The organism is Vibrio cincinnatiensis, assembly GCF_022113815.1.
Lineage (GTDB): Bacteria > Pseudomonadota > Gammaproteobacteria > Enterobacterales > Vibrionaceae > Vibrio > Vibrio cincinnatiensis_A.
Genome location: NZ_SGOM01000001.1, coordinates 216,488 through 238,470, shown reverse-complemented (window position 1 = coordinate 238,470; position 21,983 = coordinate 216,488). Strand labels below are relative to the sequence as shown.

General features: G+C 43.2%; 24 protein-coding genes. 10 read left to right on the top strand and 14 right to left on the bottom strand.

Features of this window, described 5'->3' with window-relative positions; genetic code table 11:
* Positions 1 to 10: 10 nt before the first annotated feature.
* From phoU to EXA13_RS01080, 3 genes are all read left to right on the top strand, one after another.
* Entirely contained in the window at positions 11 to 754 is a 744-nt protein-coding gene (gene phoU, locus EXA13_RS01090) for a phosphate signaling complex protein PhoU (RefSeq protein WP_238131475.1), read from the top strand.
* A gap of 176 nt (positions 755 to 930) precedes the next feature.
* Entirely contained in the window at positions 931 to 1,302 is a 372-nt protein-coding gene (locus tag EXA13_RS01085) for a transposase domain-containing protein (RefSeq protein WP_238131474.1), read from the top strand.
* A gap of 13 nt (positions 1,303 to 1,315) precedes the next feature.
* On the top strand, positions 1,316 to 1,609 hold the full coding sequence (locus EXA13_RS01080) for a hypothetical protein (protein WP_238131473.1): 294 nt from the start codon (positions 1,316 to 1,318) through the stop codon (positions 1,607 to 1,609).
* On the opposite strand, the gene EXA13_RS01075 is transcribed toward EXA13_RS01080, so the two are convergent.
* From EXA13_RS01075 to EXA13_RS01065, 3 genes are all read right to left on the bottom strand, one after another.
* Positions 1,592 to 1,951, bottom strand: coding sequence for a VOC family protein (locus EXA13_RS01075; RefSeq protein WP_238131472.1), 360 nt, complete (start codon positions 1,949 to 1,951; stop codon positions 1,592 to 1,594). The two genes, EXA13_RS01080 and EXA13_RS01075, sit on opposite strands and share 18 nt — an antisense overlap.
* A gap of 64 nt (positions 1,952 to 2,015) precedes the next feature.
* Entirely contained in the window at positions 2,016 to 2,717 is a 702-nt protein-coding gene (locus tag EXA13_RS01070) for a helix-turn-helix transcriptional regulator (RefSeq protein ID WP_238131471.1), read from the bottom strand.
* A 263-nt stretch (positions 2,718 to 2,980) separates the two neighbouring features.
* Complete coding sequence (locus tag EXA13_RS01065; RefSeq protein ID WP_238131470.1) at positions 2,981 to 3,277, bottom strand: ArsR/SmtB family transcription factor; 297 nt, start codon at positions 3,275 to 3,277, stop codon at positions 2,981 to 2,983.
* 176 nt (positions 3,278 to 3,453) lie between these two features.
* Here EXA13_RS01065 and EXA13_RS01060 point away from each other — a divergent pair, with 176 nt between their 5' ends.
* On the top strand, positions 3,454 to 4,554 hold the full coding sequence (locus tag EXA13_RS01060) for a permease (RefSeq protein ID WP_238131469.1): 1,101 nt from the start codon (positions 3,454 to 3,456) through the stop codon (positions 4,552 to 4,554).
* Positions 4,555 to 4,604: 50 nt separating this feature from the next.
* Here the strand turns inward: EXA13_RS01060 and EXA13_RS01055 are convergent, their stop codons facing one another.
* The 3 genes from EXA13_RS01055 to EXA13_RS01045 form a co-directional block, all read right to left on the bottom strand.
* Positions 4,605 to 4,841 (bottom strand): thioredoxin family protein, encoded by a 237-nt coding sequence (locus EXA13_RS01055; protein ID WP_238131468.1) that lies wholly within the window; start codon positions 4,839 to 4,841, stop codon positions 4,605 to 4,607.
* An 8-nt stretch (positions 4,842 to 4,849) separates the two neighbouring features.
* A complete protein-coding gene (locus tag EXA13_RS01050; RefSeq protein ID WP_238131801.1) occupies positions 4,850 to 5,863 on the bottom strand; it encodes a permease in 1,014 nt (337 codons plus the stop codon).
* A gap of 183 nt (positions 5,864 to 6,046) precedes the next feature.
* On the bottom strand, positions 6,047 to 6,223 hold the full coding sequence (locus EXA13_RS01045) for a hypothetical protein (RefSeq protein WP_238131467.1): 177 nt from the start codon (positions 6,221 to 6,223) through the stop codon (positions 6,047 to 6,049).
* Between the two features lie 246 nt (positions 6,224 to 6,469).
* Here EXA13_RS01045 and EXA13_RS01040 point away from each other — a divergent pair, with 246 nt between their 5' ends.
* Complete coding sequence (locus EXA13_RS01040; RefSeq protein WP_238131466.1) at positions 6,470 to 8,194, top strand: SgrR family transcriptional regulator; 1,725 nt, start codon at positions 6,470 to 6,472, stop codon at positions 8,192 to 8,194.
* 38 nt (positions 8,195 to 8,232) lie between these two features.
* Here EXA13_RS01040 and EXA13_RS01035 read toward each other — a convergent pair whose 3' ends face one another.
* Positions 8,233 to 8,793, bottom strand: coding sequence for a sigma-70 family RNA polymerase sigma factor (locus EXA13_RS01035; RefSeq protein WP_238131465.1), 561 nt, complete (start codon positions 8,791 to 8,793; stop codon positions 8,233 to 8,235).
* Between the two features lie 68 nt (positions 8,794 to 8,861).
* Entirely contained in the window at positions 8,862 to 9,182 is a 321-nt protein-coding gene (locus tag EXA13_RS01030) for a metalloregulator ArsR/SmtB family transcription factor (protein WP_078924502.1), read from the bottom strand.
* Between the two features lie 245 nt (positions 9,183 to 9,427).
* Here EXA13_RS01030 and EXA13_RS01025 point away from each other — a divergent pair, with 245 nt between their 5' ends.
* Both EXA13_RS01025 and EXA13_RS01020 read left to right on the top strand, forming a co-directional pair.
* Complete coding sequence (locus EXA13_RS01025) at positions 9,428 to 10,918, top strand: SulP family inorganic anion transporter (protein WP_158117389.1); 1,491 nt, start codon at positions 9,428 to 9,430, stop codon at positions 10,916 to 10,918.
* Positions 10,919 to 10,928: 10 nt separating this feature from the next.
* Positions 10,929 to 11,777 carry a universal stress protein gene (locus tag EXA13_RS01020; RefSeq protein WP_238131464.1) on the top strand — a complete coding sequence of 283 codons (849 nt, stop codon included), beginning with the start codon at positions 10,929 to 10,931 and terminating at the stop codon, positions 11,775 to 11,777.
* Positions 11,778 to 11,859: 82 nt separating this feature from the next.
* On the opposite strand, the gene EXA13_RS01015 is transcribed toward EXA13_RS01020, so the two are convergent.
* The 4 genes from EXA13_RS01015 to EXA13_RS01000 all read right to left on the bottom strand — a co-directional run bounded on the left by EXA13_RS01015 (position 11,860) and on the right by EXA13_RS01000 (position 16,872).
* The gene (locus tag EXA13_RS01015; RefSeq protein WP_238131463.1) at positions 11,860 to 13,497 is read right to left on the bottom strand and encodes a BCCT family transporter; all 1,638 of its coding nucleotides are present in this window, start codon (positions 13,495 to 13,497) and stop codon (positions 11,860 to 11,862) included.
* A gap of 189 nt (positions 13,498 to 13,686) precedes the next feature.
* Positions 13,687 to 14,910, bottom strand: a complete 1,224-nt coding sequence (locus EXA13_RS01010; RefSeq protein WP_238131462.1) for an MDR family MFS transporter — start codon at positions 14,908 to 14,910, stop codon at positions 13,687 to 13,689.
* 124 nt (positions 14,911 to 15,034) lie between these two features.
* Positions 15,035 to 15,817, bottom strand: coding sequence for an ABC transporter ATP-binding protein (locus EXA13_RS01005; RefSeq protein ID WP_238131461.1), 783 nt, complete (start codon positions 15,815 to 15,817; stop codon positions 15,035 to 15,037).
* Positions 15,818 to 15,819: 2 nt separating this feature from the next.
* A complete protein-coding gene (locus EXA13_RS01000; RefSeq protein ID WP_238131460.1) occupies positions 15,820 to 16,872 on the bottom strand; it encodes a FecCD family ABC transporter permease in 1,053 nt (350 codons plus the stop codon).
* A gap of 345 nt (positions 16,873 to 17,217) precedes the next feature.
* Here EXA13_RS01000 and EXA13_RS00995 point away from each other — a divergent pair, with 345 nt between their 5' ends.
* The 3 genes from EXA13_RS00995 to EXA13_RS00985 all read left to right on the top strand — a co-directional run bounded on the left by EXA13_RS00995 (position 17,218) and on the right by EXA13_RS00985 (position 20,731).
* Positions 17,218 to 18,303, top strand: a complete 1,086-nt coding sequence (locus EXA13_RS00995) for an ABC transporter substrate-binding protein (RefSeq protein ID WP_238131459.1) — start codon at positions 17,218 to 17,220, stop codon at positions 18,301 to 18,303.
* 167 nt (positions 18,304 to 18,470) lie between these two features.
* The gene (locus EXA13_RS00990) at positions 18,471 to 19,400 is read left to right on the top strand and encodes a homocysteine S-methyltransferase family protein (protein WP_238131458.1); all 930 of its coding nucleotides are present in this window, start codon (positions 18,471 to 18,473) and stop codon (positions 19,398 to 19,400) included.
* Positions 19,400 to 20,731, top strand: coding sequence for a basic amino acid/polyamine antiporter (locus EXA13_RS00985; RefSeq protein ID WP_238131457.1), 1,332 nt, complete (start codon positions 19,400 to 19,402; stop codon positions 20,729 to 20,731). The genes EXA13_RS00990 and EXA13_RS00985 overlap by 1 nt, the downstream gene beginning before the upstream one ends.
* Before the next feature lie 70 nt (positions 20,732 to 20,801).
* Here EXA13_RS00985 and EXA13_RS00980 read toward each other — a convergent pair whose 3' ends face one another.
* Entirely contained in the window at positions 20,802 to 21,080 is a 279-nt protein-coding gene (locus EXA13_RS00980) for a hypothetical protein (RefSeq protein ID WP_238131456.1), read from the bottom strand.
* Positions 21,081 to 21,093: 13 nt separating this feature from the next.
* On the bottom strand, positions 21,094 to 21,666 hold the full coding sequence (locus tag EXA13_RS00975) for a DUF6795 domain-containing protein (protein ID WP_238131455.1): 573 nt from the start codon (positions 21,664 to 21,666) through the stop codon (positions 21,094 to 21,096).
* Positions 21,667 to 21,983 lie beyond the last annotated feature (317 nt).

The following is a 21,983-nucleotide window of genomic DNA, read 5'->3' as shown; positions in this document are numbered from 1 at the left end:
GGAGAAGTTTATGCCAACTCATCGTATCGATGGGCACACCTCACACAGCTACAATAGTGAACTGCGTTCTATTGTTGATGGGGTTGTTAATATGGGCGATTTGGTGATTACACAAGTTCGCCATGCCTTGAATGCATTCATGACAGGTGATGTCGCCCTTGCGAAACAAGTCATTGAAAACGATCATAATATCAACTTACTTGAACTGGCAATTGATCAACAATGTATTGATATTTTGGTCAAGCGTCAGCCCGCTGCTCGTGATTTACGTGCTGTATTCTCAATTATGAAAGCGATCATGGATCTTGAGCGTATCGGTGATCAATCCAAACGAATCGCTCATGCCGTCTTGCGTCTAAAAGAGCACCATCCCGGTAAAAAGAATTACTTTGATGGAATTGAACTGCAAGAAGATGCATTTGAACAGATCAATGCACACGTCATTAATATGCTACAAAAATCCATGGATGCCTTTCACAATATGAATGCAGAAGAGGCGCTGCAAGCGGCGATGCTGGATAACCACATCGACAACAGCTATGGAGAAATTTTGCGGCAAAATGATAAAGATATGTTGGTTCAAGGAACGCATTACCAAACGATCTTGGAAATCACTTGGATTGGCCGCGCAGTCGAGCGGATCGGCGATCACGCCCGTAATGTCTGCGAGTACACCATTTATTTTGTTAAAGGGCTGGATGTTCGACATAAGAAAGATCAAGAAATTGCGGAGTTATTAGCGAAAAAATCTTAATCGACTCTTCTGAGCCCCCTGCCGTCAAGTGACCCAATACTGTCATTTCTGTACAAGCAGACTAAAGCAATATATGGATCCCCGCCTATGCGCAATGCTGATCGTTTAAGGAAAATGAATAACTTGAACGATCCTTAAATTCAAGCAAACTACTGGCTCGCCTGAAAGGAGCCCGTATGTTTGCTGCTGAATTAGAAGACTTTTCTTCAAGCTATCCACTGCAGAGCGATTACTTACATGTCTTGAATGCTCACCTGCCTATTGAGTGGGTAAACAACGCATTGAGTATGACATCCCATGCGACGGTCCGACGTCGAAAAATTCAGCCACAAGATGTTCTCAGACTCGTGATTGGCATGTCTTTGCTGAGACAGGAATCTATCCATACTGTTGCTGAACCATTAGCCTTAAATTCCAAGCAATTAAACAACGCTTTGCTATCAGCTAAAAGCTCTCTCACCGAAGCTCGTAAACGGTTGGGTGTTGAGCCTGTACAGTGGTTATTCCATCAAAGTGCCAGTCATTGGAGCGGACAGCATCAACGATAATTCAGTGCTACTTATGGACAAACTCTATCACGGAGCAGAGCTACTTCGTCACGTTGAAAATCAAGGTAATAATCGCCATTGGGTGACACCATTAAAGAAAGATATTAACTATGAAATAGTGCATGAATACAGTGATAACGACTGGCTTGTGAAGCGAAAGCTGAGTTCCCATGCGCGAAAACAGTCACCGTCGTTACCGAAAGAATGGTACTTTCGAGTCATTCGTTATCAGTTTGATGGTTTCCCTGAACGTTTCCTTGCAACATCATTGCCGAAAAACAAGGTAACGTTAAGCAAACACTCGTAAACGGTGCCCATCTGGGTCTAATGCGACAAAATTGATACCATATACAGACTCTTCGCGCTCTTGAGCAAAATTTACTCCTAGCGCCTGCCACTTTTCAAATAAAGTATCTAACTCAGTTCTGTTAATTGCAGGGATAGAAAGCTCAGTCCCGCCACCTCGAACTGAACTACTTGGTGTAAGTGCATCCGTTTGTTTTAGCGTGATTTTTACATTTTCAGCAAACTCGACTACCACAAAAGTTGGCGACAAAAGCTTAGGTTCACACTCAAATACTTTCTTATAAAAGGCCATGCTGAGTTGAACACTTTCAACATAAAGAACAATAGAATCAATAGCTAACATAGTTGTCAATCTTCATTTCCGAAAGGGATAAATTAACTATAACCGTAGGTACTGACAGTTTTTGTCAGTAGTGAAAGTACTTATGTCCGATCCCCTCCAGAGCTTCCCATTCAGTGAGTAAAACATGACGAGAACGCTCATATTTAGACTCAAGTTGAAAAAATGATTGAATCCTATCAAGACGGAAATTACGGTAATCGTTTCGTGTTTCGCACCATGCAACCAAGATATTGTGTTGCTCAAACATCCCTATAAGTATTGGCCATACCACCCTTTTACTGATAACACCTTTGGCATCTTCGTAAAGAATTTCTGCTTTATTCTCTTTTTTTATCGTTGCTTTTAGCTCAGCTAGTTTAACCATCACCTCTGGTGCTTTAAGAATTGAAGCAACTCTGATGACGCTCTCGGTATGCTTAGCTTCATGTTCAGAAGGTAACACTGCTGATATCTTAGCAAGTGCGTCAATAGCGGCCTCACTAAACTCTCCGTTTGCTTGCTTTGCCACCCACTCAGCTCCTAACCTGAGGGCTTCAAGCTCCTCTAAGCTAAACATCATTGGGGGTAAATCGAAGCTCGGTTTTAAAATGTAGCCAAGCCCAGCTTCTCCCTCAACCTCTGCGCCTTGTGATTGCAACGTTGCTATATCACGATAGATTGTTCTTACGCTAACATCTAGTTTACTTGCTAATTGCTCAGCTGAGACTGGATATCTATAGCGTCGAAGAAGTTGGAGTAAATCTAGGAGGCGTTGACTTCTGGACATAGCAAGAACCCATAAAATAAAAAACAGGCATTAGATATAATGCACTAAAAGTGAATCAACTGATCGCTCAATAAAAATATGTGTGAACGACCTAATGATTAAATTGAATTAAATAGTTCACTTCCTTGGCTCTCGAAACATGGAATGGGGAAAAGTTATTTAGAAAATAACTATCGGAGGATTAGATTACTTTTGATAATTACCTGATTGTATACTGCCTCATCCAGCCATGATACAGATACATCCCCACCACTTTTATTTCTCTATTGTGCCTTTTCATCACTACAGCATTCATCTTGTAGATAGCCGATAACGGTTTGTAGGTTTTGGTATTCGGCGACACAGTAGAGCGTGCGCCCTTCTCGACGCTGTGTAATTAACCCAGCTGAAATAAGCGCAGAAATATGGTGAGAGAGGGTTGAATTGGGAATGGCTAGTCGCTCTTGAATTTGCCCGACCGCAACGCCTTGGTAACCAGCTTTTACCACCGTTTTATAGATAACTAAACGAGTTGGGTGCCCCAACTCTTTTAATGCTTTGGCAATGGTTTCAATATCCATTCAATACTCCTGATATATAACGCCTTGATACTATGGCAAGCCAAAATGAACCGCAATCATTCCCCTCGCATGATTCCTAAAAATCGTTACATTTCGATGTTTTTAGAAATAATTATTGTCAACCTTCATCATAAATACTATATTTCCAAAAATACAGAAATATATTGGAGTCACCCATGTATCCAGATATAACAACCATGCTGAACCATGCCGCAGAGATGTTTCTATTCCTTGCTATTGAACTTACTCTTCTTTTTTTAGTCATTAGTTATGCTGTTGGGGCTTTGCAGCTTTTTCTCACCCCTGAAAAAGTTCAGTCAATCCTCTCCTCTCGTAAGGGAAAAGGTTATATCATCGCGGCGTTGCTGGGAGCCATAACACCTTTTTGTTCCTGTTCAACCATCCCTTTTTTAAAAGGTTTACTCCGAGCCAAAGCAGGCTTTGGACCGATGATGGTTTTCCTTTTCGCCAGTCCGTTACTTAACCCAATCATCATTGGTTTATTTGTCATCACTTTTGGTTGGAAAGTGGCTCTGTTTTATTTTTCTGTCGCGCTGATTGTTTCGGTTGCAGCCGGCTTTTTACTGGAAATATTGGGATTTCAACGCTACGTTAAGCCTGAAGCTTATAGCGTTAAAAATGCGACCAGTACTTGCTGCACACAAAAAAATGCCCCTAAAATAGAGAAAAAAGATGCCCCAGCCTCTTGTGTTTTGCAAACTCCTGGAATGGCTCCAATAAAGGCAGCCAGCCTGCGACTCGGCGCTATCTGCTCGCCAATATCACCAGCTAAACCTACTTCTTGCTGTTCAACCTCTAATTCATCCAAAGATGGCGTTGTTCCTACCTTAGCAACTCAACCACCCAGTATTTGGTGGGCATTGTGGCTAACAACATGGAGAGACTTTAAGCAAGTGCTGCCTTATTTAATGGTTGGGATCAGCCTTGGGGCTTTTATCTACGGCTTTATCCCTACTGAATTTATTGTGCGTTATGCGGGCGTTGATCAATGGTATGCCATTCCTATCGCGGCCATAATTGGCATCCCTCTTTATTTAAGGGCAGAAGCCATCATCCCTTTAAGTGCCGCTTTAGTCCAAAAAGGAATGGCGATGGGCTCTGTTATGGCGTTAATCATTGGCAGCGCTGGGGCGAGTCTAACGGAGGTTATTTTACTTAAAGCCATATTTAAGACGCCAATGATTGTCGCTTTTCTTAGTGTAATTTTGAGCATGGCGATGTCAGCTGGATTGCTCTATTTATGGATAGTGGGCTAATCGCTCTTAGTTACTGAGGCGAAGACTTCTCTCCGCCTCAGCTCTGGCTATTAATCATTCAACCAGCGAATAATGGTTTCTGGTTTAGGAATACCACCAGAATGAACAACCTTCTCATCCATCACCACCCCAGGTGTCGACATCACACCATAATTCATAATCGTTTCAAGATCGGTCACTTTTTCGACTTTAACCTCAACACCTTGTTCACCCGCTATTTTTTCAATTAACCGAGCGGTATTGACGCAATTCGCACAACCAGAACCTAGCACTTTAAATATTTTCATTTTTTCTCCTAAAACTGCCAAAATGGTAAATTAAATATCCACCCCATGATGGTGAATGCTGATAAAAGCAAAGCAAATAAGATCCCGAGCAAACGCCATTGCATCACTTGTTTAAGCATGACAAATTCCGGCACACTTGCCGCAACCGTACTCATACAAAAAGCCAATGTAGTACCGATGGGAAGGCCATTTTTCAGTAAACTCTCCATAATCGGGATGACTCCGGTCGCATTAGAATAAAGAGGAATGCCGACCAATACAGAGGCAGGCACTGACCACCACTGACCAGCCCCCAGATGGCTTTCAATCCAACCATCTGGCACAAAGCCATGTAAACCGGCTCCGACACCGACCCCAATAAAAACCCATTTCCAAACTCGGCCCACAATGTCTTGCATCTCTTGTTTGGCAAAATGATGACGCTGAGAAAAAGACAGCCCAGAAGGGGGGGATTGTGAGGTTATCTCACCTGCTATCGCTCCCTTTCCCATCTTTTTCTGCGCTTGTTTCATCGCTTTAGAAGCAAAAGGCTGTAACCAACGTTCAGCACCAATGGCATCTAAAAGCCCACCACTCAAGATACCAATCAACATACCAACCACGACATACAGCAAAGTAAATTTCCAGCCAAGTAAGCTAAATAGCAACAAAATGGCTATTTCGTTGATCAGCGGTGAAGTAATTAAAAATGCCATAGTAATGCCAAGCGGAATCCCCGCGGAGGTAAAACCGAGAAATACGGGGATGCTTGAACAAGAACAAAATGGGGTGATCGCTCCAAAAAAACTCCCCGTAAAGTAGCCATAGACACGTTTTTTCCCAGCTAAATATTGACGTACCTGCTCCACATTTAATGAAGCACGAAATAGGGCAATGACGTAAATCATCACGACCAATAACGCCATAATTTTTGTAGTATCTTCAATAAAAAAGTGCAGAGTATCTGCCAATTTGGTGGAGGGATCTAAAGCTAACATATCGTAAGTCAGCCACGTCGCCAGTTGAGTAAAAACTTCAAACATCATTATTCCTCATGCAGTCAGCGCCGATGGTTTGAAGCTCATCAGCGATTCGTTTTGCTATAAGACGGAAACGTAAGGAAAAAGACGCAAATTTTTTCTTAGAAAAAGAAGGGAATAAAAAATGGCACCTTATTTGTGAGCTTGATGGGGGTCAGGAGCATAACAAAGTAAGGTGCCATAAGGTTACTCATTGGACGACATTTGCCATTGGCATAGCTGAATCATCATGGTAATCGCCTTTTTTTCCCAACAATTTTGGCTCAGTGACACCCGCTGTTGGTAATACACTGCCATTGGGCTGGAGGTATTTTTTCTCGATTGAAGTAGAGGGCGGTTGCCTTGTTGTACTGATCTATTCATGATGAAATCCTCACTGGGCTTCGGATAGAGTTAGTATGCCCAATATGAGGAAAACAAAAACTGAATTAATTATTTATTTTTGTTCCTCATTTGGTATAAATAATCTCTATTTGAAAATATAAGTCAGGATAAAAACAAACAACCAATTGAAATTAAAAGAGTTTAATAATTATCTTTAACAGAGAAAAAAATACGTGATAACTTATAATAAAAATAGGGAACATTAATTAATTGAGGAATCCGATTTTGTCTATCCTGAATTTATACCGTTATTATACTCGCCTCTCTGGTCGTGAAGTTGGACAGCCCCACTCTACAACATTAGATGACATCGCAACCCAATTGTGTACCAGCCCTCGCTATGCCCGACAATTGCTGCGCCAGATGCAAGAGCATCACTGGCTTACTTGGCAACCGAAAGTGGGTCGAAGTCAGCGTTCAACACTCTGTTTAATTCAGTCCACTGATTCCCTAAAACAGCAACTCGCCAGTGATTACATTCTACGCAGCCAATATAGCAAAGCATTAACACTGCTCGAACATAATGAACAACTGTTTGCCCGTTTACTTCAACACACCTCAGGTGCTTCGATGCACCAAGGGCGATTACACGTCCAACTGACCTATCGCCGCTCTTTTCATTCACTGTTACCGCATCGCCCACAACGTAACAGTGAACGTTTTCTACTTCGTCAGGTATACGCTTGCTTAGTACGTTGCGATAAAGAAGGTCAGCTACAACCGGAGCTGGCTCATCACTGGCAGTATGATGCCAATCGCTACCAATGGCGTTTTTATCTACGTCCAGAACTGACATTTCATAATGGGCAATTGATTGATGCTCAAACCATTGTCGATCTGTTCCACCACCTAAAAAAATGGCCTGATTACCAAGAAGAACTCGCCCATCTTCAACATATTAGTGCGCCGCACTCAAGAGAGATATTGTTTGAATTTTCACAGCCAGATCAAGGTTTTGCTGGGTTAATCAGTGGGGTCCAGTATTCGATTCAGCCACCAGAACAACTTCGAAGTCAGACGACCCCACTGATCGGAAGTGGGCCGTTTAAGATTCATACACACACAGATAAACAGTTAATTTTTCATGCATTTGAACATTATTACGGCTGCCGATCACTGTGTGATCACGTCACAATTTGGTTATTCAACCAAGAGACAGAGCAAGAGGTTAGTTCGATTCCACATGCGGGACGAAGCTGTCAATATTATGTTTCTACCTCCTCATCTCACACCGAATCTGAGCAAATCAATCAATTTTCTCGACAAGAAGAAGGTGGGATATTTTTGCTGATAAACCAAAATGCGAAACTGCCATTAACAGAACCTCAGCGTCAATGGCTACTCCAGCTATTTGAACCTTGCCGCCTTTCACAACGGTTGCAGCAAAACAATCTTGATCCGGCTTACCATATTCTGCCCTTCTGGCCAAAGCTATCACGGCTACCCTGCCAGCCTTGCTCATTGCCCCAACATATCACGATAGCGGTTTACAACTATGCCACCTTGGTTGAATGCGCCCAATCCATGGAAAAAGAACTATTAAATTATGGGGTGACCGTTCAGATTGAACATTATGATTATCAAACCTTGGCTCATCATGCCTCACAAGGCACACTACAGGCCGACTTAGTACTGAGCAGTATCAATCTGGATGATAACCGTCATACCAGCGCTTATCAGTTTTTATACAGCAACCCACTGCTTCACTGCTGTGTGGGGCCACAAACCAGCCAATGGTTACGGGATGCGCTGATTCAATTACGTGCCAACACCCCTGTCTCAGATTATTTAACCGCTTTGGAGCCGTTTGCCTCTAGCCTGATTCACCATGGGCTGCTTCATCCATTGTTCCATGAACAACAAGTGCTGCGCTTTCATGATTTAATTAATAATGTGTCCTTGACCGCTTGGGGATGGCCTGACCTTAAACAGGTTTGGACCTGTAATTGAAGAGAAAAACGGGAAATAAACGGTACAAAACTGTAGCGCTAGTCTGGACGAGGAACAAAACAGCACGCTCGCTGCTGATCATCAAAACGAATTTGACATTGGGTTTTCAATGTTTGGCGCAACTTTTCTCGGGCACGCTGAATGCGAGATTTTGCCGCTGATAAACTCAGGCCATGCTGCTGGGCAAAAGCGTATTGGCTCATTCCGTTTAAATCACACGCTTCGATGATCATTTTATCTGCTGGTTCTAAACGTCGTAGAGCTTTGGGTAAACACTGTGCAAGGCTGTCCACCGTTGGCGCTAAATCATCCATCTCAACCGCCTTTTCAAGCCACTGCTCATCAAAGCTTAGCTTCTCGTTTGCTCGCCATTGATCGGCTAATAAATTGGCGGAGACTCGAAATAACCAAGCTCGTTGATGGGTGATATCACAAAAAGCATACTCTTGCTGTAGCGCCCGTAAAAAAGTATCTTGCAGTAAGTCAAACTCTAAATCGTGATCTTGGCACTGCTTAACTAGCCAACGAAAAAGTGTTGACTCTGACCGATGCCAAGTGTCCAGTAAGCATGGCACCGGTGTAGAATGAGTCGAGTTCATTATGCGTTATTTCATCCTATTTTAATCGTCACTCAATTTCCTATCACAGACCCCTCCACACTTCGCCTTTAACAAGGCTGAGATCCCAGTTTATACAGTTCAGCTTCAATCAAAGAGGGGTTTTGTATCAATGTAAGCTGTAATACTTGATCCATCCATTCAGGTAATTGTGGGTGTAATTGATAATAGACCCACTTACCGCATCGTTCATCCATCACTAAACCATGTTTTCTCAGCTCAGCTAAATGACGCGATACTTTGGGTTGGCTTAACTGAAGTGCATTCATTAAATCACACACACAAAGTCGCTCTTTTTTCTTTATTAATAACAGTGATTTAAGCCGCGTTTCTTCGGCTAAAGATTTATAAAAACTTAATGGTTCATGCATGATTTCAAATATGGAAAAACGAATATTAAGGCAAACCCTAAATCCATAGAATCAAAGAGTCAATCATTGAACCTTATTCATTCACCCTATCAGGAGAATGCTTCATTGACCTTTACACGATGAATGACTAAGATCCCTCACTCAAATACTCAGCAGGAGACCCAGTGGATGCCACTTACGCCGCCCTAGAGCGACCTTCACCTCTCACTTCACACCTTTTTATTTCATTTTTATAGAGAACAAACATGTTACAAAATATTAAGCGCGATTGGTTTTCCAATGTGCGAGGGGATGTTTTAGCCGGTCTTGTGGTTGCGTTAGCACTGATTCCTGAAGCAATCGCTTTTTCTATTATTGCCGGCGTTGACCCTAAAGTCGGTCTGTACGCTTCTTTTAGTATTGCCGTGATTATCGCCTTTGTCGGCGGCCGCCCTGGAATGATCTCTGCCGCAACGGGGGCCATGGCATTATTAATGGTCACCTTAGTCAAAGAACATGGCTTACAATATCTGCTAGCGGCCACCGTACTAACCGGCATTTTTCAAATTGCGGCAGGTTACTTAAAATTGGGTAATTTAATGCGCTTTGTTTCTCGCTCGGTCGTAACTGGGTTCGTCAATGCGCTGGCAATTTTAATTTTTATGGCCCAGCTGCCTGAACTGACCAATGTCACTTGGCATGTCTACGCAATGACGCTCGGCGGTCTTGCCATTATCTATCTTTTCCCCTATCTCCCCGTGATAGGGAAAATGCTGCCTTCACCACTGGTCTGCATTATTTCACTGACGATTATCGCCATCAGCTTTGGTATCGATATCCGGACAGTAGGTGATATGGGCGAATTACCCGATACACTCCCCGTCTTTTTATGGCCAGAAGTGCCGTTGAACCTTGAAACTCTGCTGATTATTTTGCCCTACTCGGCAGGGCTTGCCGTGGTTGGTTTACTGGAATCGATGATGACCGCCACCATTGTCGATGATCTAACCGATACCAGCAGTGACAAAAACCGTGAATGTAAAGGCCAAGGTGTAGCAAACATTGCTACAGGTTTTATCGGCGGCATGGCCGGCTGTGCGATGATTGGCCAATCGATCATTAACGTAAAATCTGGCGGACGAGGTCGTTTATCCACTTTCTGCGCTGGGTTATTTTTATTGATCATGGTGGTCTTTTTAAGCGACTGGTTAAAACTTATCCCCATGGCAGCGTTGGTGGCCGTGATGATCATGGTTTCCATCGGTACATTTGCTTGGGGTTCGATTAAAGATCTTAAATCTCACCCTATTTCGACCAATATTGTCATGATTACCACCGTGGTAGTGGTGGTCTTCACCCATAACTTAGCGATCGGGGTTGGTATTGGAGTATTACTCGCCTCACTGTTCTTTGCTAACAAAATTGGCCGTTTTATGGTGGTGAAAAGTGCTCTCTCTCAAAATGATGCCGAACGTATTTATCATATTGTTGGACAAGTCTTTTTTGCCTCGTCAGATCAATTTATTAAGTCATTCGACTTCAAAGAGGTGATTGAGCGTGTCACTATCGACCTCTCAGCCGCTCATTTCTGGGATATCACCGCGGTATCCTCATTAGATAAAGTGGTCATAAAATTTCGCCGTGAAGGCACCGAAGTTAACCTTGTGGGTATGAATGAAGCGACCGCCACCATTGTGGATAAATTTGGGGTACACGATAAGCCTGAAGAAGTTGAAAAACTCATGGGCGGACATTAAGGAGCAAGTCATGACAAATATTATTGCCTGTATCGATGGTTCTAGCTACTCACAGTCAGTTGCGGACTTGAGTATTTGGACTGCGCAAACTCTGTCTGCACCGTTAACGCTTTTACATGTGCTCGACAAATCAGAACGAGAAACTGAGCCAGAGCTTTCGGGGAATATTGGCCTAGGGAGCCGTGAGCATCTATTACAAGAGCTGATTGAGTTAGATGAAAAACGAGCCAAAGTGGCATTAAGACACGGAAAGGCACTACTCAATGAGTTAGAAACCAAAGCATTAGAGTCTGGTTTTTCTGATCTCAATAAATTACAAAAACATGGTGATTTACTAGAAACGCTCCTCGATATGGAGCAAAACATCCGCGTACTTGTGGTCGGTAAATCGGGCGAAATGAACCAAAGCAATACCAAAGCGGTGGGTTCACAATTAGAGAGTGTTGTTCGTACTATTAAAAGTCATATTCTCGTCGCTACTGGAGACTTTACCCCTCCCGATAGCTATCTATTAGCTTTTGATGGCAGTGAGATTAGCCAGAAACTGGTTGAAAAAGCGCTCAAAACCCCATTATTGAAGGGAATGACATGTCATTTAGTGATGGTGGAAGATGCCAATGACAAAGCGGTAGCTTTTGCAAAAGCGGCCCAAAAACTGCGAGAAAATGGCATTGCGGTGGTTGAGGCCAGCTTAACAGGAGAAGTCCACCGTGCGATTTTAGATTACCAAGAGAACAATGCGCTGGGTATGATTGTTATGGGGGCTTACGGACATTCCAAACTCCGCCAGTTTTTTGTCGGCAGCAACACCACAAAAATTATTGTTGAATCTAACGTTCCTTTATTACTGATTCGCTAACGATCGAACACTCTGTGAGTGTTCATCCAATCAAAAGCCCTACCATTAAGGTTAGGGCTTTTTTATCGATGTTAAAACTCGATTATTTAGCTTTTCTTGGTTCGCTCATTAAGCCTTTAATTAACGAAACTGCCGCCACTAACAATACGATAGTGAACGGAAAACCGGTGGTAACAGCCATCGCTTGCGCTGCCGCAAGCCCGCCGCCTAACATCAGAGAAATCGCCACTAATCCTTCAAACGTACACCAGAAAATACGCTGTGGTGTTGGTGCATCCACTTTACCGCCCGCCGCTATGGTATCTATCACCAAAGAGCCAGAATCTGACGAAGTCACAAAGAATACAACGACTAATATAATTCCAACGACTGAGGTAATGCTGGCTAACGGCATCACATCTAACATTGCAAACAGTTTGACGGGTAAGTCTGCGTTGAATACGGCTTGATAACCATCATTCACATACTGACTGATCGCAGTGCCACCAAATGCGGTCATCCAAAAAACGCAAACGGTCGACGGGATTAAAAGAACACAGACAATGAACTCACGCACGGTGCGCCCACGAGATACACGCGCAATAAACATACCGACAAAAGGTGACCAAGAAATCCACCATGCCCAGTAAAAGGCGGTCCAACCTTGTGAATAATTCACATCTTCCCGCGCAAATGGCATGGAAAGCTCAGGCAGTGTCGTAATGTACGCCAAAATATTGTCAAAAAAGCCCGTGAGAATGGCAACGGTCGGACCCGCGATGACAATAAACAGCAATAACAGCGCCGCAAGCCCCATATTAATTTCAGATAAGCGCTTAACCCCACTATCAAGGCCAGCCACCACTGAAATCAATGCAAACGCAGTAATCACAATAATCAATACCACTTGAGTGGTGTCCGTGAGCGGTACATCAAAGAGGAAATTTAGCCCTGTTGCCGCTTGAGAAGCCCCATAACCCAGTGATGTTGCAAGCCCAAAGACAGTGGCAACAACCGCCAAAATATCAATGATATGCCCCGTCCAGCCCCAAACTCGTTCACCAAACAAGGGGTAAAAGACCGAACGCATTGTCAATGGTAGCCCTTTGTTAAAGGAGAAAATTGCTAATCCTAAGGCCAGTAATGCATAAATAGCCCAAGGGTGCAGTGCCCAGTGATAAATGGTTGCCGCCATACCAAGGCGGCGAGCGGCTTCACTATCACCAACAGCTCCACCTAATGGTGCCCAGTCTGTCCGAACTCCATTTTCAAATATAGGACCAGACAACGCCGTACTAAAGTGTGACATTGGCTCAGACACACCAAAGAACACTAAGCCAATTCCCATCCCTGCAGCAAAAAGCATAGCCAGCCAGCCAGCATAGGAATAGTCAGGCACCGCATCTGTTCCCCCAATACGGACTCGGCCTAGTGGTGAAACCACTAACCCTAAACAGATTAATACAAAAATATTACCTGAGAATAAGAAAAACCAATCCAAATGCGAAGTTAACCAACCTCTCATATGAACAAACAAGGGTTCGACTTGCTCACGGAAAATCAAAGTAGCAAACACAAAGATAACGATTGCTAACCCTGATACCGCAAAGACTCGGTTATGGATATCTAACCCAAAAGGACCAACAGATAACACAACATTATCCTGTCCAACCGTGTAGTCAGTATCAATTGGGTTTACCTTGCCACTCGGGCGAGGAATCCCACCATTATCACTACTCACACGTCTCTCCTTCATGCAAAGTTGTCATCAAAATATAAACCATTATCTTAAAATAGGTGCTTTTAGCCACTTTGTCTGTTTTTCTAATAAAAATAACGTAGCTCACCTAAAATAGATAAAAAGGCGATTATTAATAACATCAAAGAGTTATAGATACAATTTTTATGTAGGAAACTACCTTCACAGCATTCAACCTAAATGAGCAACCGAGGAAGCTTGCCGAACCTGATGGTACAACCATCCACCAGAGAACATGCCTAATATAGCCAGAGTTAACCATATCCAATTTGCAGAAAAATGTTGGTCCAACAACCACCCAGCAGCGCTGTTTCCGATAAAAGCAAACAACCCGCCAATACAAGATTGTAGGCCATAGTAGCTGGCTAATTTTCTTGTGGGAGCGAAATTTGGTACATAAGCACCCAGCAATGGAAAAACCATCATCGAACCAAAGCTAAGTAATACGGCGCACAGGATAAAAGGCAGAGCTGGCCACGGTGGAAAGGAGAAACTGAGAAGTAAAAATGCACTGCCCATTAAGGTCATTCCCCACCCCATGCCTTTAGCCGTTCCAAAAGAGCGATCAATCCAACGGCTGACGGACATCTGTAAGGTCACCCCCATGAGCGAAGCGATCATAAAGACCCAGGTAATCACGGTAGGGTCATTCGTTTCCGCCCTCGCATGAGTCGGAATTGCCATATAAAGTTGATGGAATAACACTTGATAAATAGACGCTGCAATAACAAAGGCCATAAATGGTTTATTGCATAGCATCTGCCCCCACTCTCGCCAGAAAGCCTGACGAGTAATGGTTGAAGTCTCCGCTTGCAGAGGTAAAAAAAACCACTGCAATATTAATAAGACGGCAAATACACTCGCTGCCAAGACACCCACAAAAACAAAGCTGAAAGCCAGCAAGGCCAAACCGACCAATGGCCCCAATAACATTCCAGCTTCACTGGCTAGGTTTTGTAAGGCAAAGACTCGATTACGCTGGCGGCTTTCTGGATACTCGGCGGCAAGGTAGGCCTGACTACTGGGGGTAAATAATGCTCCCGCAAACCCGGTTGCAAAAGCGCCGATAATAATCCAACTCAATTCGCTACTAACCGCAAGCAGTAAAAAACCGACGATTCTGACGATACACCCCAACAAAATCATTGGCTTGTAACCAAAGTGATCCCCCAAGGTTCCACCGACTAAAAACAGCCCCTGTTGGCTTAGCACACGTAAACCAATCACAAGACCAATATAAGCACTGCTAAAACTTAAGCTTTGTAAATGATCAGCAAGGTATGGCATCAACATGTAGAAACCGAGATTAAAGCTTAAGCTATTCGCGACCAACACTTTTCCGGCCGGTGAAAGATTTTTCCAATCTCTAAAGGTAGAAGTTAATGACTGATGCATGGCTTACCGAATTCCATTACTTCATCCATCCGCTCTTGCCAACATGGCACTATTGATTTGAAATGATCCAACATGATCCTCACTGCCTGAGCCTTTTTTACCTCATTGTGTTGAATACCCCTGTTCATTGCACTCTGACCTCTGCCGAACGTCGAGTTCGAATAAACGGGATCCCCTGTTCATCAAGCAGTACATCTGCATCAACTTGGTATAATTCATGTATCAATTCTGAGGTCAGTAGGTCTTGCGGCTTACCTTGAGCCAATAACTGCCCTTGCTTCATCACCAATAAGTTGTCGGCATATTGAGCCGCAAGGTTGAGATCATGCAACACCATGATGGTCGTGTATTGATGTTGTCGAGTTTGGTTGACCAAATGCTCAAGCAAAACATGTTGATGGTGTAAATCAAGCGCACTGACAGGTTCATCAAGCATTAAGATGGAAGGGCGACGCATCAGCGCTTGAGCAAATAAGATCATCTGACATTGTCCACCACTCAGTGTTCTGACATCTCGATGGGCCAGATGGCTCAAACCCAAGCTAGACAGAATGGACAAACCATCACTCAGCATCTGATCATCAATACGCATACTCAAAGCATCCAAACGCCCAAGTAAGATCACTTCAATAACAGATAAATTCACATCAAGATGAATATCTTGTGGCATATAACCAAATTGGTTACGCCACTGCGCAAGGTGATGTTTATTCAGCACCTGCTGGTTAAACCGAATCTCCCCCTCTTGCATGCGTATATCACCAAACAAGGTTTTAAGTAAGGTACTTTTTCCTGTGCCATTGGGCCCTAAAATCGCGGTCACTTGGCCCGGTTTTAATGAAAAATTCACCGCATCCGCTAGGACAAGTTCGCCAAAACGAACATGAAGGTTGTTTACATGCAACATAATTAACGCGCTCTCCCAATGATTAACCAAAAGAAAAAGGGGACCCCAACAATGGCGGTGACAATCCCTATCGGGAAAAGAGCACCAGGGACAATCACTTTTGATAGCACAGAAGCAGTGGATAATAGAAATGCGCCAATTAAAAAGGATAATGGAAGAAAGAAGCGTTGATCTTCCCCCACAAGAATTTTGGCAATATTGGGGGCGACAATGCCAATAAACCCAATAATTCCAACAAAGCTGGTGACCGTGGCAGTCATGACAGCGACGATCAATAATGTTTTCAGCCTTAGCCGGACAATGTTAACACCAAGGCTCTTGGCTCGTTCTTCCCCTAAACGTAGAGCGGTTAACTTCCAGGCATCTTTAAGCAATAACAATACACTCAGGCTTACCACTAACGCGGTAATAACAAGATTATTCCACGTTGCTTTCGATAAGCTGCCAAACAACCAAAACAAAATTTGCTGGCTCAACTCAGGAGAAGAAATGAACTGTACCAATGAGAGTAGAGACTGAAATAAAAATAGCAAAGCAATTCCCGCTAGGATCAACTGCCCTGAGCCGATATGGCGCACAGAAGCCAACGCAAACAGGAAGCAAGCCGCAAGCATGCAACAAACAAAAGCACCGAGGGGCACCGCAAAATGGCTGTCGATCCCCAACGAGCCAAGATACAACACTAATGCCGCTCCAAACCCCGCTGCGGCGGCCATTCCCAACGTATAAGGGCTCGCCATTGAGTTATTGAGTAAGGTTTGCATTTCGGCACCACCCACACCAAGAGAGCCACCCACAAAAATGGCCATTAGTGCGATAGGTAAACGTAAGTTTTTCACGATCACTTGCGTTGAGGCATCGACCTGAAAAGGGAGGCCCATCCATTCAAGCAAAGCATGTAGTACCGAAGTCACATCGATCATCGAAGGCCCGGTCATAATATCAAGGATAAAGGAGAAGGCGAGCAACAAACCAAAACCGAGCAGCATCCAACTACGGCGACGCTCACTTTTACGTTGCATCACCACCGCTTCTTGTAGTACATCAGACATCATTTTTTATTAACCTATAAAACAACACATATCCGTGTTGGTTCAACCTCATCCAAAACCAATATTCATTCACCGTGATTCACGAATCGATGTAGCAAAAATACTGGGTAGCTTGATAGGGAGAGCGTTGACGTGAAAATTTAACGCTATTTGTTCTTAACTCACACCATATGTAGCCTAAGCCGTGGATGATAACATCCAACAAATAATAATTACTACGATTTGCTTGTGCTAAATAATAACTATTTGCATAACCATTTATTCTGTTCTTATAATCCCCCCCCTCTAAAACCTAAAAACTAACCAGCTCCATAATACTAACCCAACTGCACATAAAGGCTTTACTGTATGTACACAAAGATCCTCTTTTTGGCTTCACTGGCTTTTAGCTCAGTGGCTTTCCCTGCGGTCACTACCGTTACCGATGTATTAGATCGACACGTGACATTTGATGCTCCCGCACAACGTGTCATTGTTGGGTTCTACCCTGAAGACTATATGGCGATTGGCACAGAATCGGCTTATGACCATGTGGTTGGTATGTCGAAGTACATTTGGCAAGCCCGTCCGGCCAACTGGGACATGTATGTGCAACATCGTCCAACACTAGATGACATTCCTGAAATTGGCCGAGTAGATACCAACTCATTTTCAATCGAAAAAGTCATTAGTCTTAACCCAGACCTTATCATGCTTGCTGACTGGCAATATAAAGCTCTAAGTACTGAAGTCGCTCGCCTCGAAGCGATGGGAATCCCCATTGTTGTCGTTGACTACAACGCACAAACGGTAGAACGGCATGTGAAAAGCACTCAACTCATTGGCATTATTACAGGCCAAGAAAAACGTGCCGCCGCCATTGCCAGTGAGTATCAACAAAATATCGCAATGATTACTCAACGCTTAAACGCAGCCAACAAGCCCAAACCTAAAATCTATACCGAATATGGCGCAACGGGTGTTAATGAAGTGGGGTATACCTTTGGTAAAAATATGTGGGGAGCAATCTCAACCATGGCTGGTGGCGATAATATCTCAGCCCCTTATGTCGAATGGTGGGGAAAATTAAACCCAGAACAAATTCTTGCTAGCAACCCAGATTTCATTGTTATTACAGGGTATGAATCAGGCAGTACCGATAGTGCAATGCTCATTGGACAAGGTGTATCAGAAGAAACTGCAAAGCAACAATTAGCCGGATTTAAACAACGCCTCGGTTGGTCTTCCATTAACGCAGTTAAACACAATCGGATGTATGCTGCCTATCATGGTGCATGCCGAACCATTATGGATGGCGCAATGATTCAATTTTATGCCAAAGCGCTCTACCCTGATTTATTTACTGACCTCGATCCCAATCAAGCCTACATGAATTTTTATAAACAATACTTACCCGTAGTACCTCAAGGTACCTTTATGACTCAACTTCCTTAGTCACTTCCTCCGAGCCTAACTACCCATTTAGGCTCATTTTTTATCTACTCATCATTCATTTCAATAAATTACTTTTGTTCACAAAGCATTTGTATTTATCTTCTTTTTCATTTAGCCTTTTAGCCATCTAAACATCTGGACTTTTATAATTATAATGAGGGATGACTATGTCAAATAAAACTGTACGAATTTTGGATGGGGGAATGGGCCGTGAATTGGAGCGCCGAAAAGCGCCTTTTCAGCAACCAGAGTGGTCAGCGCTTGCTCTGATGGAAGCGCCAGACATTGTGGCAGAAGTGCACCAAGCCTTTATAAATAGCGGCGCTCAACTTATAACCAGCAATAGCTATGCTCTTGTTCCTTTCCATATTGGAGAAGAACGTTTTGCCTCGGAAGGGCTATCTTTGGCTGATCTCGCAGGGAAAGTGGCACGCCAAGCGGTCGTAAGCTCTCATCATCCTGAAACCTTGGTTGCGGGATCGCTTCCACCACTGTTTGGGTCCTACCGCGCCGATCTCTACCGGCCTGAACAAGCGGAAAGTATTGCCACACCACTCATTCAAGGCTTAATGCCTTATGTGGATCTCTGGCTGGCTGAAACACAAAGTTTGATTGAAGAAGCATTAGAACTGCACCGATTAGTCAAAGCATTAGACCAAAATAACAAACCATTTTGGGTTTCGTTTACTCTTGAAGACTGTGAAGCCACTACCATCCCTACCCTACGTTCCGGTCAATCTGTTGAGCACGCAGTAAAACAGATGGCAAGCAGCGGTGTTTCAGCAATTTTATTTAATTGCTGCCAACCAGAAGTGATTGAACAAGCCCTCCATGTGGCAAAACAAACGCTGATTCAACTCGAACATACCCATATTGAACTCGGCGCTTATGCTAATGCTTTCCCCCCTCAGCCTAAAACAGCAACCGCAAATGATGGATTAGATGCGCTACGTGATGACCTAACCCCTCCCAGTTACTTAGATTGGGCTAAACGCTGGCAACAACAAGGAGCCTCTCTGATTGGTGGATGCTGCGGTATTGGCCCTGAACATATTGCACACTTAAACCAACATTTTTCATCAAGTGAGGCTGAGTAATGCAAGGAAATCAAAAACTGGGTTTAACCATGCTAACAGCATTGGTTTTCAGCTCTATGGTGGGTGCTGGTGTTTTCAGCTTGCCACAAAATATGGCCGAAGTAGCCGGTGTCAATGCCATTATTACTGCATGGTCGATTACAGGCGTCGGCATTATGTTACTCGCTGGATGTTTTTTGTATCTATCGCGCTTAAAGCCGAATCTCGATGGCGGAATTTATACCTATGCACGTGAAGGGTTTGGCGACATCGCTGGCTTTGTGTCTGCTTGGGGTTATTGGCTCTGTGCCACCATTGGCGTCGTGGGCTACTTAGTGGTGGCTTTTGCTGGTTTAGGAGCCTTATTAGATACCCCAGAACGAGTTATTTTTGGCAATGGTAATACTCTCTGGTCCTTTATTGGGGCATCCCTTGTCCTATGGGCCGTGCATTATCTTGTCTTGCGAGGAATCACACAGGCGGCATTAATCAATTTATTAGCCACCATCGCAAAAGCCCTTCCTCTCTTAGCTTTTATTCTTGCTGCTTATTGGGCATTTGAACCTGAAACGTTTCATTATGATAGAGCTGGAGAAAGCTTAAATACCCCTTTTATTGATCAGGTAAAAAATACCATGTTGATTACTTTATGGGTGTTTACCGGAATTGAAGGAGCCATCGTTTTATCACTACGAGCACGCAGGCGCAATGATATTGGCAAAGCCACGTGTTTCGGCGTATTGCTTGCGCTGATTCTTTATATAGCCGTCACATTATTAGCCCTTGGTGTAATGAGTCGATCAGACGTAGCCGAACTCAGCAACCCATCCATGGCTGGAATCATGGCACACTTAGGCGGTGAATCCGGACGATTACTAATCAGTCTAGGCCTAATAGTCTCTGTACTCGCTTCTTATTTAAGTTGGATACTGTATGCAGCAGAAGTGCCATTTATCGCCTCACAACATGGTGCTTTCCCAACGAGTTTTTCCCGTACCAATAAGCAGGGAACCGCAACCAATGCACTGATGCTGACCAGTTGTACCATTCAATTTTGCTTATTGATGATTCTATTTACAGGAGAAAGTTACAATGCACTGGTTTTACTATCAACATCCATGATTCTTGTCCCTTATTTTCTTGTTGGTGCTTATCTGGTGAAGGTCGCATTTAACCAGCGACTAAGTTGGAAAATAATGCTGACGGGGATTGGGGCCAGTATCTACGGATTGTGGCTTATTTACGCCGCAGGATTGGATACATTATTACTTTCAAGCATACTTTACCTACCTGGTCTCCTCCTATTCTTCTATACTCGACGAAAAACTCGCTTAGCGTTTAGTCAATCATGAACCCCAAATCCGATGCTTAAGGATTTTTTAATTTTAGATAAGAAAAAAACGTCCTAATACGTCTTTTTTCTTATCTTTGAAGTATCTTTAGATACTCTAAAGCTCGCTTTTGGGATAATTCAAACGGAGACTCTTGTTCACACATCCGTTTGATAAATAGTAACTTACCTAGCAGAGCAAACCCAGTTTTGGGGCGAAAGAAAAAACCACCTGATGTACCTACGGCTACTTTAGAAAAACTAAAGTGATCGTCAATAACTGCAGGCAATCTTATTCCGTTAAGATTGTGCTTAACATCGTATACAATATTACTTAACTCACTCGCCATTAATGGAGAAATAACGCTCATTGATTGATCTTCCTTAGGTTCTATTTTTCAACACGTGGGTATCAGTGCTTTCATCATATTCGTATGTAGTTATCTTCTCGTTTTGCCAATCACAGATTGAATGAACAGGCGTACGTCTCGTGGTCTTTGGAGAAATATCAACTTCATGAATGCGATTGATATTTGATAACTCACAGTCAATATTCCTGAGCATCCATCTCAGTGATTCTGCACCTTCAGTGGGTGCCCAAACGCCCCAGACTTTCTTTTGATCACCCTTCCAATTGAGATAAATTTTTTGATGGACGTTTAAGCTCCCACCAAATATATCTCCGGGAGCTCGTGACCGAATAGTAACGCCAGGAAAGAAGAACTCACCTAGTTCATTGGTTAGGACTTCATCTTTTAGCGTTTTTCCATTTTTATATGGTTCATAATAAAGTTCTCGATAAACCGTTAGCTCGGCTTGAGGTTCGCCATTAAGCTTGATGACACCACGAACCTCTGGTGACATTTCCACATCATACTTTTTAAAAGGCCAAATCATTGCACTTGCTCCTATCGAAAATAGAGCTAAGACCAATATAAGCGAGTGTTTTTTAGCCATAGCCTTCTCTATCCATTAACTATTTTGGGGGATGATATGGAAAAAGATGAATAAGTAGAAGACGTTCATAAAGTGAAGATGATTTTTGGAAAGAAACTCAAGGTAATATGTAATCGAGATATTTATTTTTATTGCTTAAACGCTTGAATTATAGTTGTGGCTTTATCTGCTTCAAAAACCACTGCCTAAATAGAAATAGATAAGTTTTGATTATTCATGACATTTAGCGGGACGTTAAGGAATAGTAATTTATTGATTTCGCTAATATTTAGATAAGAAAAAAGACGTCCTGAGACGTCTTTTTTCTTGAATGTGGC

Excerpts from the sequence above, each read along its gene's own strand:
- EXA13_RS01010 (WP_238131462.1), bottom strand. The coding sequence starts at position 14,910 with ATGCATCAGTCATTAACTTCTACCTTTAGAGATTGGAAAAATCTTTCA.
- EXA13_RS01035 (WP_238131465.1), bottom strand. The coding sequence starts at position 8,793 with ATGAACTCGACTCATTCTACACCGGTGCCATGCTTACTGGACACTTGG.
- EXA13_RS00990 (WP_238131458.1), top strand. The coding sequence starts at position 18,471 with ATGTCAAATAAAACTGTACGAATTTTGGATGGGGGAATGGGCCGTGAA.
- EXA13_RS01045 (WP_238131467.1), bottom strand. The coding sequence starts at position 6,223 with ATGAATAGATCAGTACAACAAGGCAACCGCCCTCTACTTCAATCGAGA.
- EXA13_RS01075 (WP_238131472.1), bottom strand. The coding sequence starts at position 1,951 with ATGTTAGCTATTGATTCTATTGTTCTTTATGTTGAAAGTGTTCAACTC.
- EXA13_RS01055 (WP_238131468.1), bottom strand. The coding sequence starts at position 4,841 with ATGAAAATATTTAAAGTGCTAGGTTCTGGTTGTGCGAATTGCGTCAAT.
- EXA13_RS01085 (WP_238131474.1), top strand. The coding sequence starts at position 931 with ATGTTTGCTGCTGAATTAGAAGACTTTTCTTCAAGCTATCCACTGCAG.
- EXA13_RS00975 (WP_238131455.1), bottom strand. The coding sequence starts at position 21,666 with ATGGCTAAAAAACACTCGCTTATATTGGTCTTAGCTCTATTTTCGATA.
- EXA13_RS01020 (WP_238131464.1), top strand. The coding sequence starts at position 10,929 with ATGACAAATATTATTGCCTGTATCGATGGTTCTAGCTACTCACAGTCA.
- EXA13_RS01060 (WP_238131469.1), top strand. The coding sequence starts at position 3,454 with ATGTATCCAGATATAACAACCATGCTGAACCATGCCGCAGAGATGTTT.
- EXA13_RS00985 (WP_238131457.1), top strand. The coding sequence starts at position 19,400 with ATGCAAGGAAATCAAAAACTGGGTTTAACCATGCTAACAGCATTGGTT.
- EXA13_RS01050 (WP_238131801.1), bottom strand. The coding sequence starts at position 5,863 with ATGTTTGAAGTTTTTACTCAACTGGCGACGTGGCTGACTTACGATATG.
- EXA13_RS00980 (WP_238131456.1), bottom strand. The coding sequence starts at position 21,080 with ATGAGCGTTATTTCTCCATTAATGGCGAGTGAGTTAAGTAATATTGTA.
- EXA13_RS01000 (WP_238131460.1), bottom strand. The coding sequence starts at position 16,872 with ATGATGTCTGATGTACTACAAGAAGCGGTGGTGATGCAACGTAAAAGT.
- phoU (WP_238131475.1), top strand. The coding sequence starts at position 11 with ATGCCAACTCATCGTATCGATGGGCACACCTCACACAGCTACAATAGT.
- EXA13_RS01065 (WP_238131470.1), bottom strand. The coding sequence starts at position 3,277 with ATGGATATTGAAACCATTGCCAAAGCATTAAAAGAGTTGGGGCACCCA.
- EXA13_RS01070 (WP_238131471.1), bottom strand. The coding sequence starts at position 2,717 with ATGTCCAGAAGTCAACGCCTCCTAGATTTACTCCAACTTCTTCGACGC.
- EXA13_RS01030 (WP_078924502.1), bottom strand. The coding sequence starts at position 9,182 with ATGCATGAACCATTAAGTTTTTATAAATCTTTAGCCGAAGAAACGCGG.
- EXA13_RS01025 (WP_158117389.1), top strand. The coding sequence starts at position 9,428 with ATGTTACAAAATATTAAGCGCGATTGGTTTTCCAATGTGCGAGGGGAT.
- EXA13_RS00995 (WP_238131459.1), top strand. The coding sequence starts at position 17,218 with ATGTACACAAAGATCCTCTTTTTGGCTTCACTGGCTTTTAGCTCAGTG.
- EXA13_RS01005 (WP_238131461.1), bottom strand. The coding sequence starts at position 15,817 with ATGTTGCATGTAAACAACCTTCATGTTCGTTTTGGCGAACTTGTCCTA.
- EXA13_RS01080 (WP_238131473.1), top strand. The coding sequence starts at position 1,316 with ATGGACAAACTCTATCACGGAGCAGAGCTACTTCGTCACGTTGAAAAT.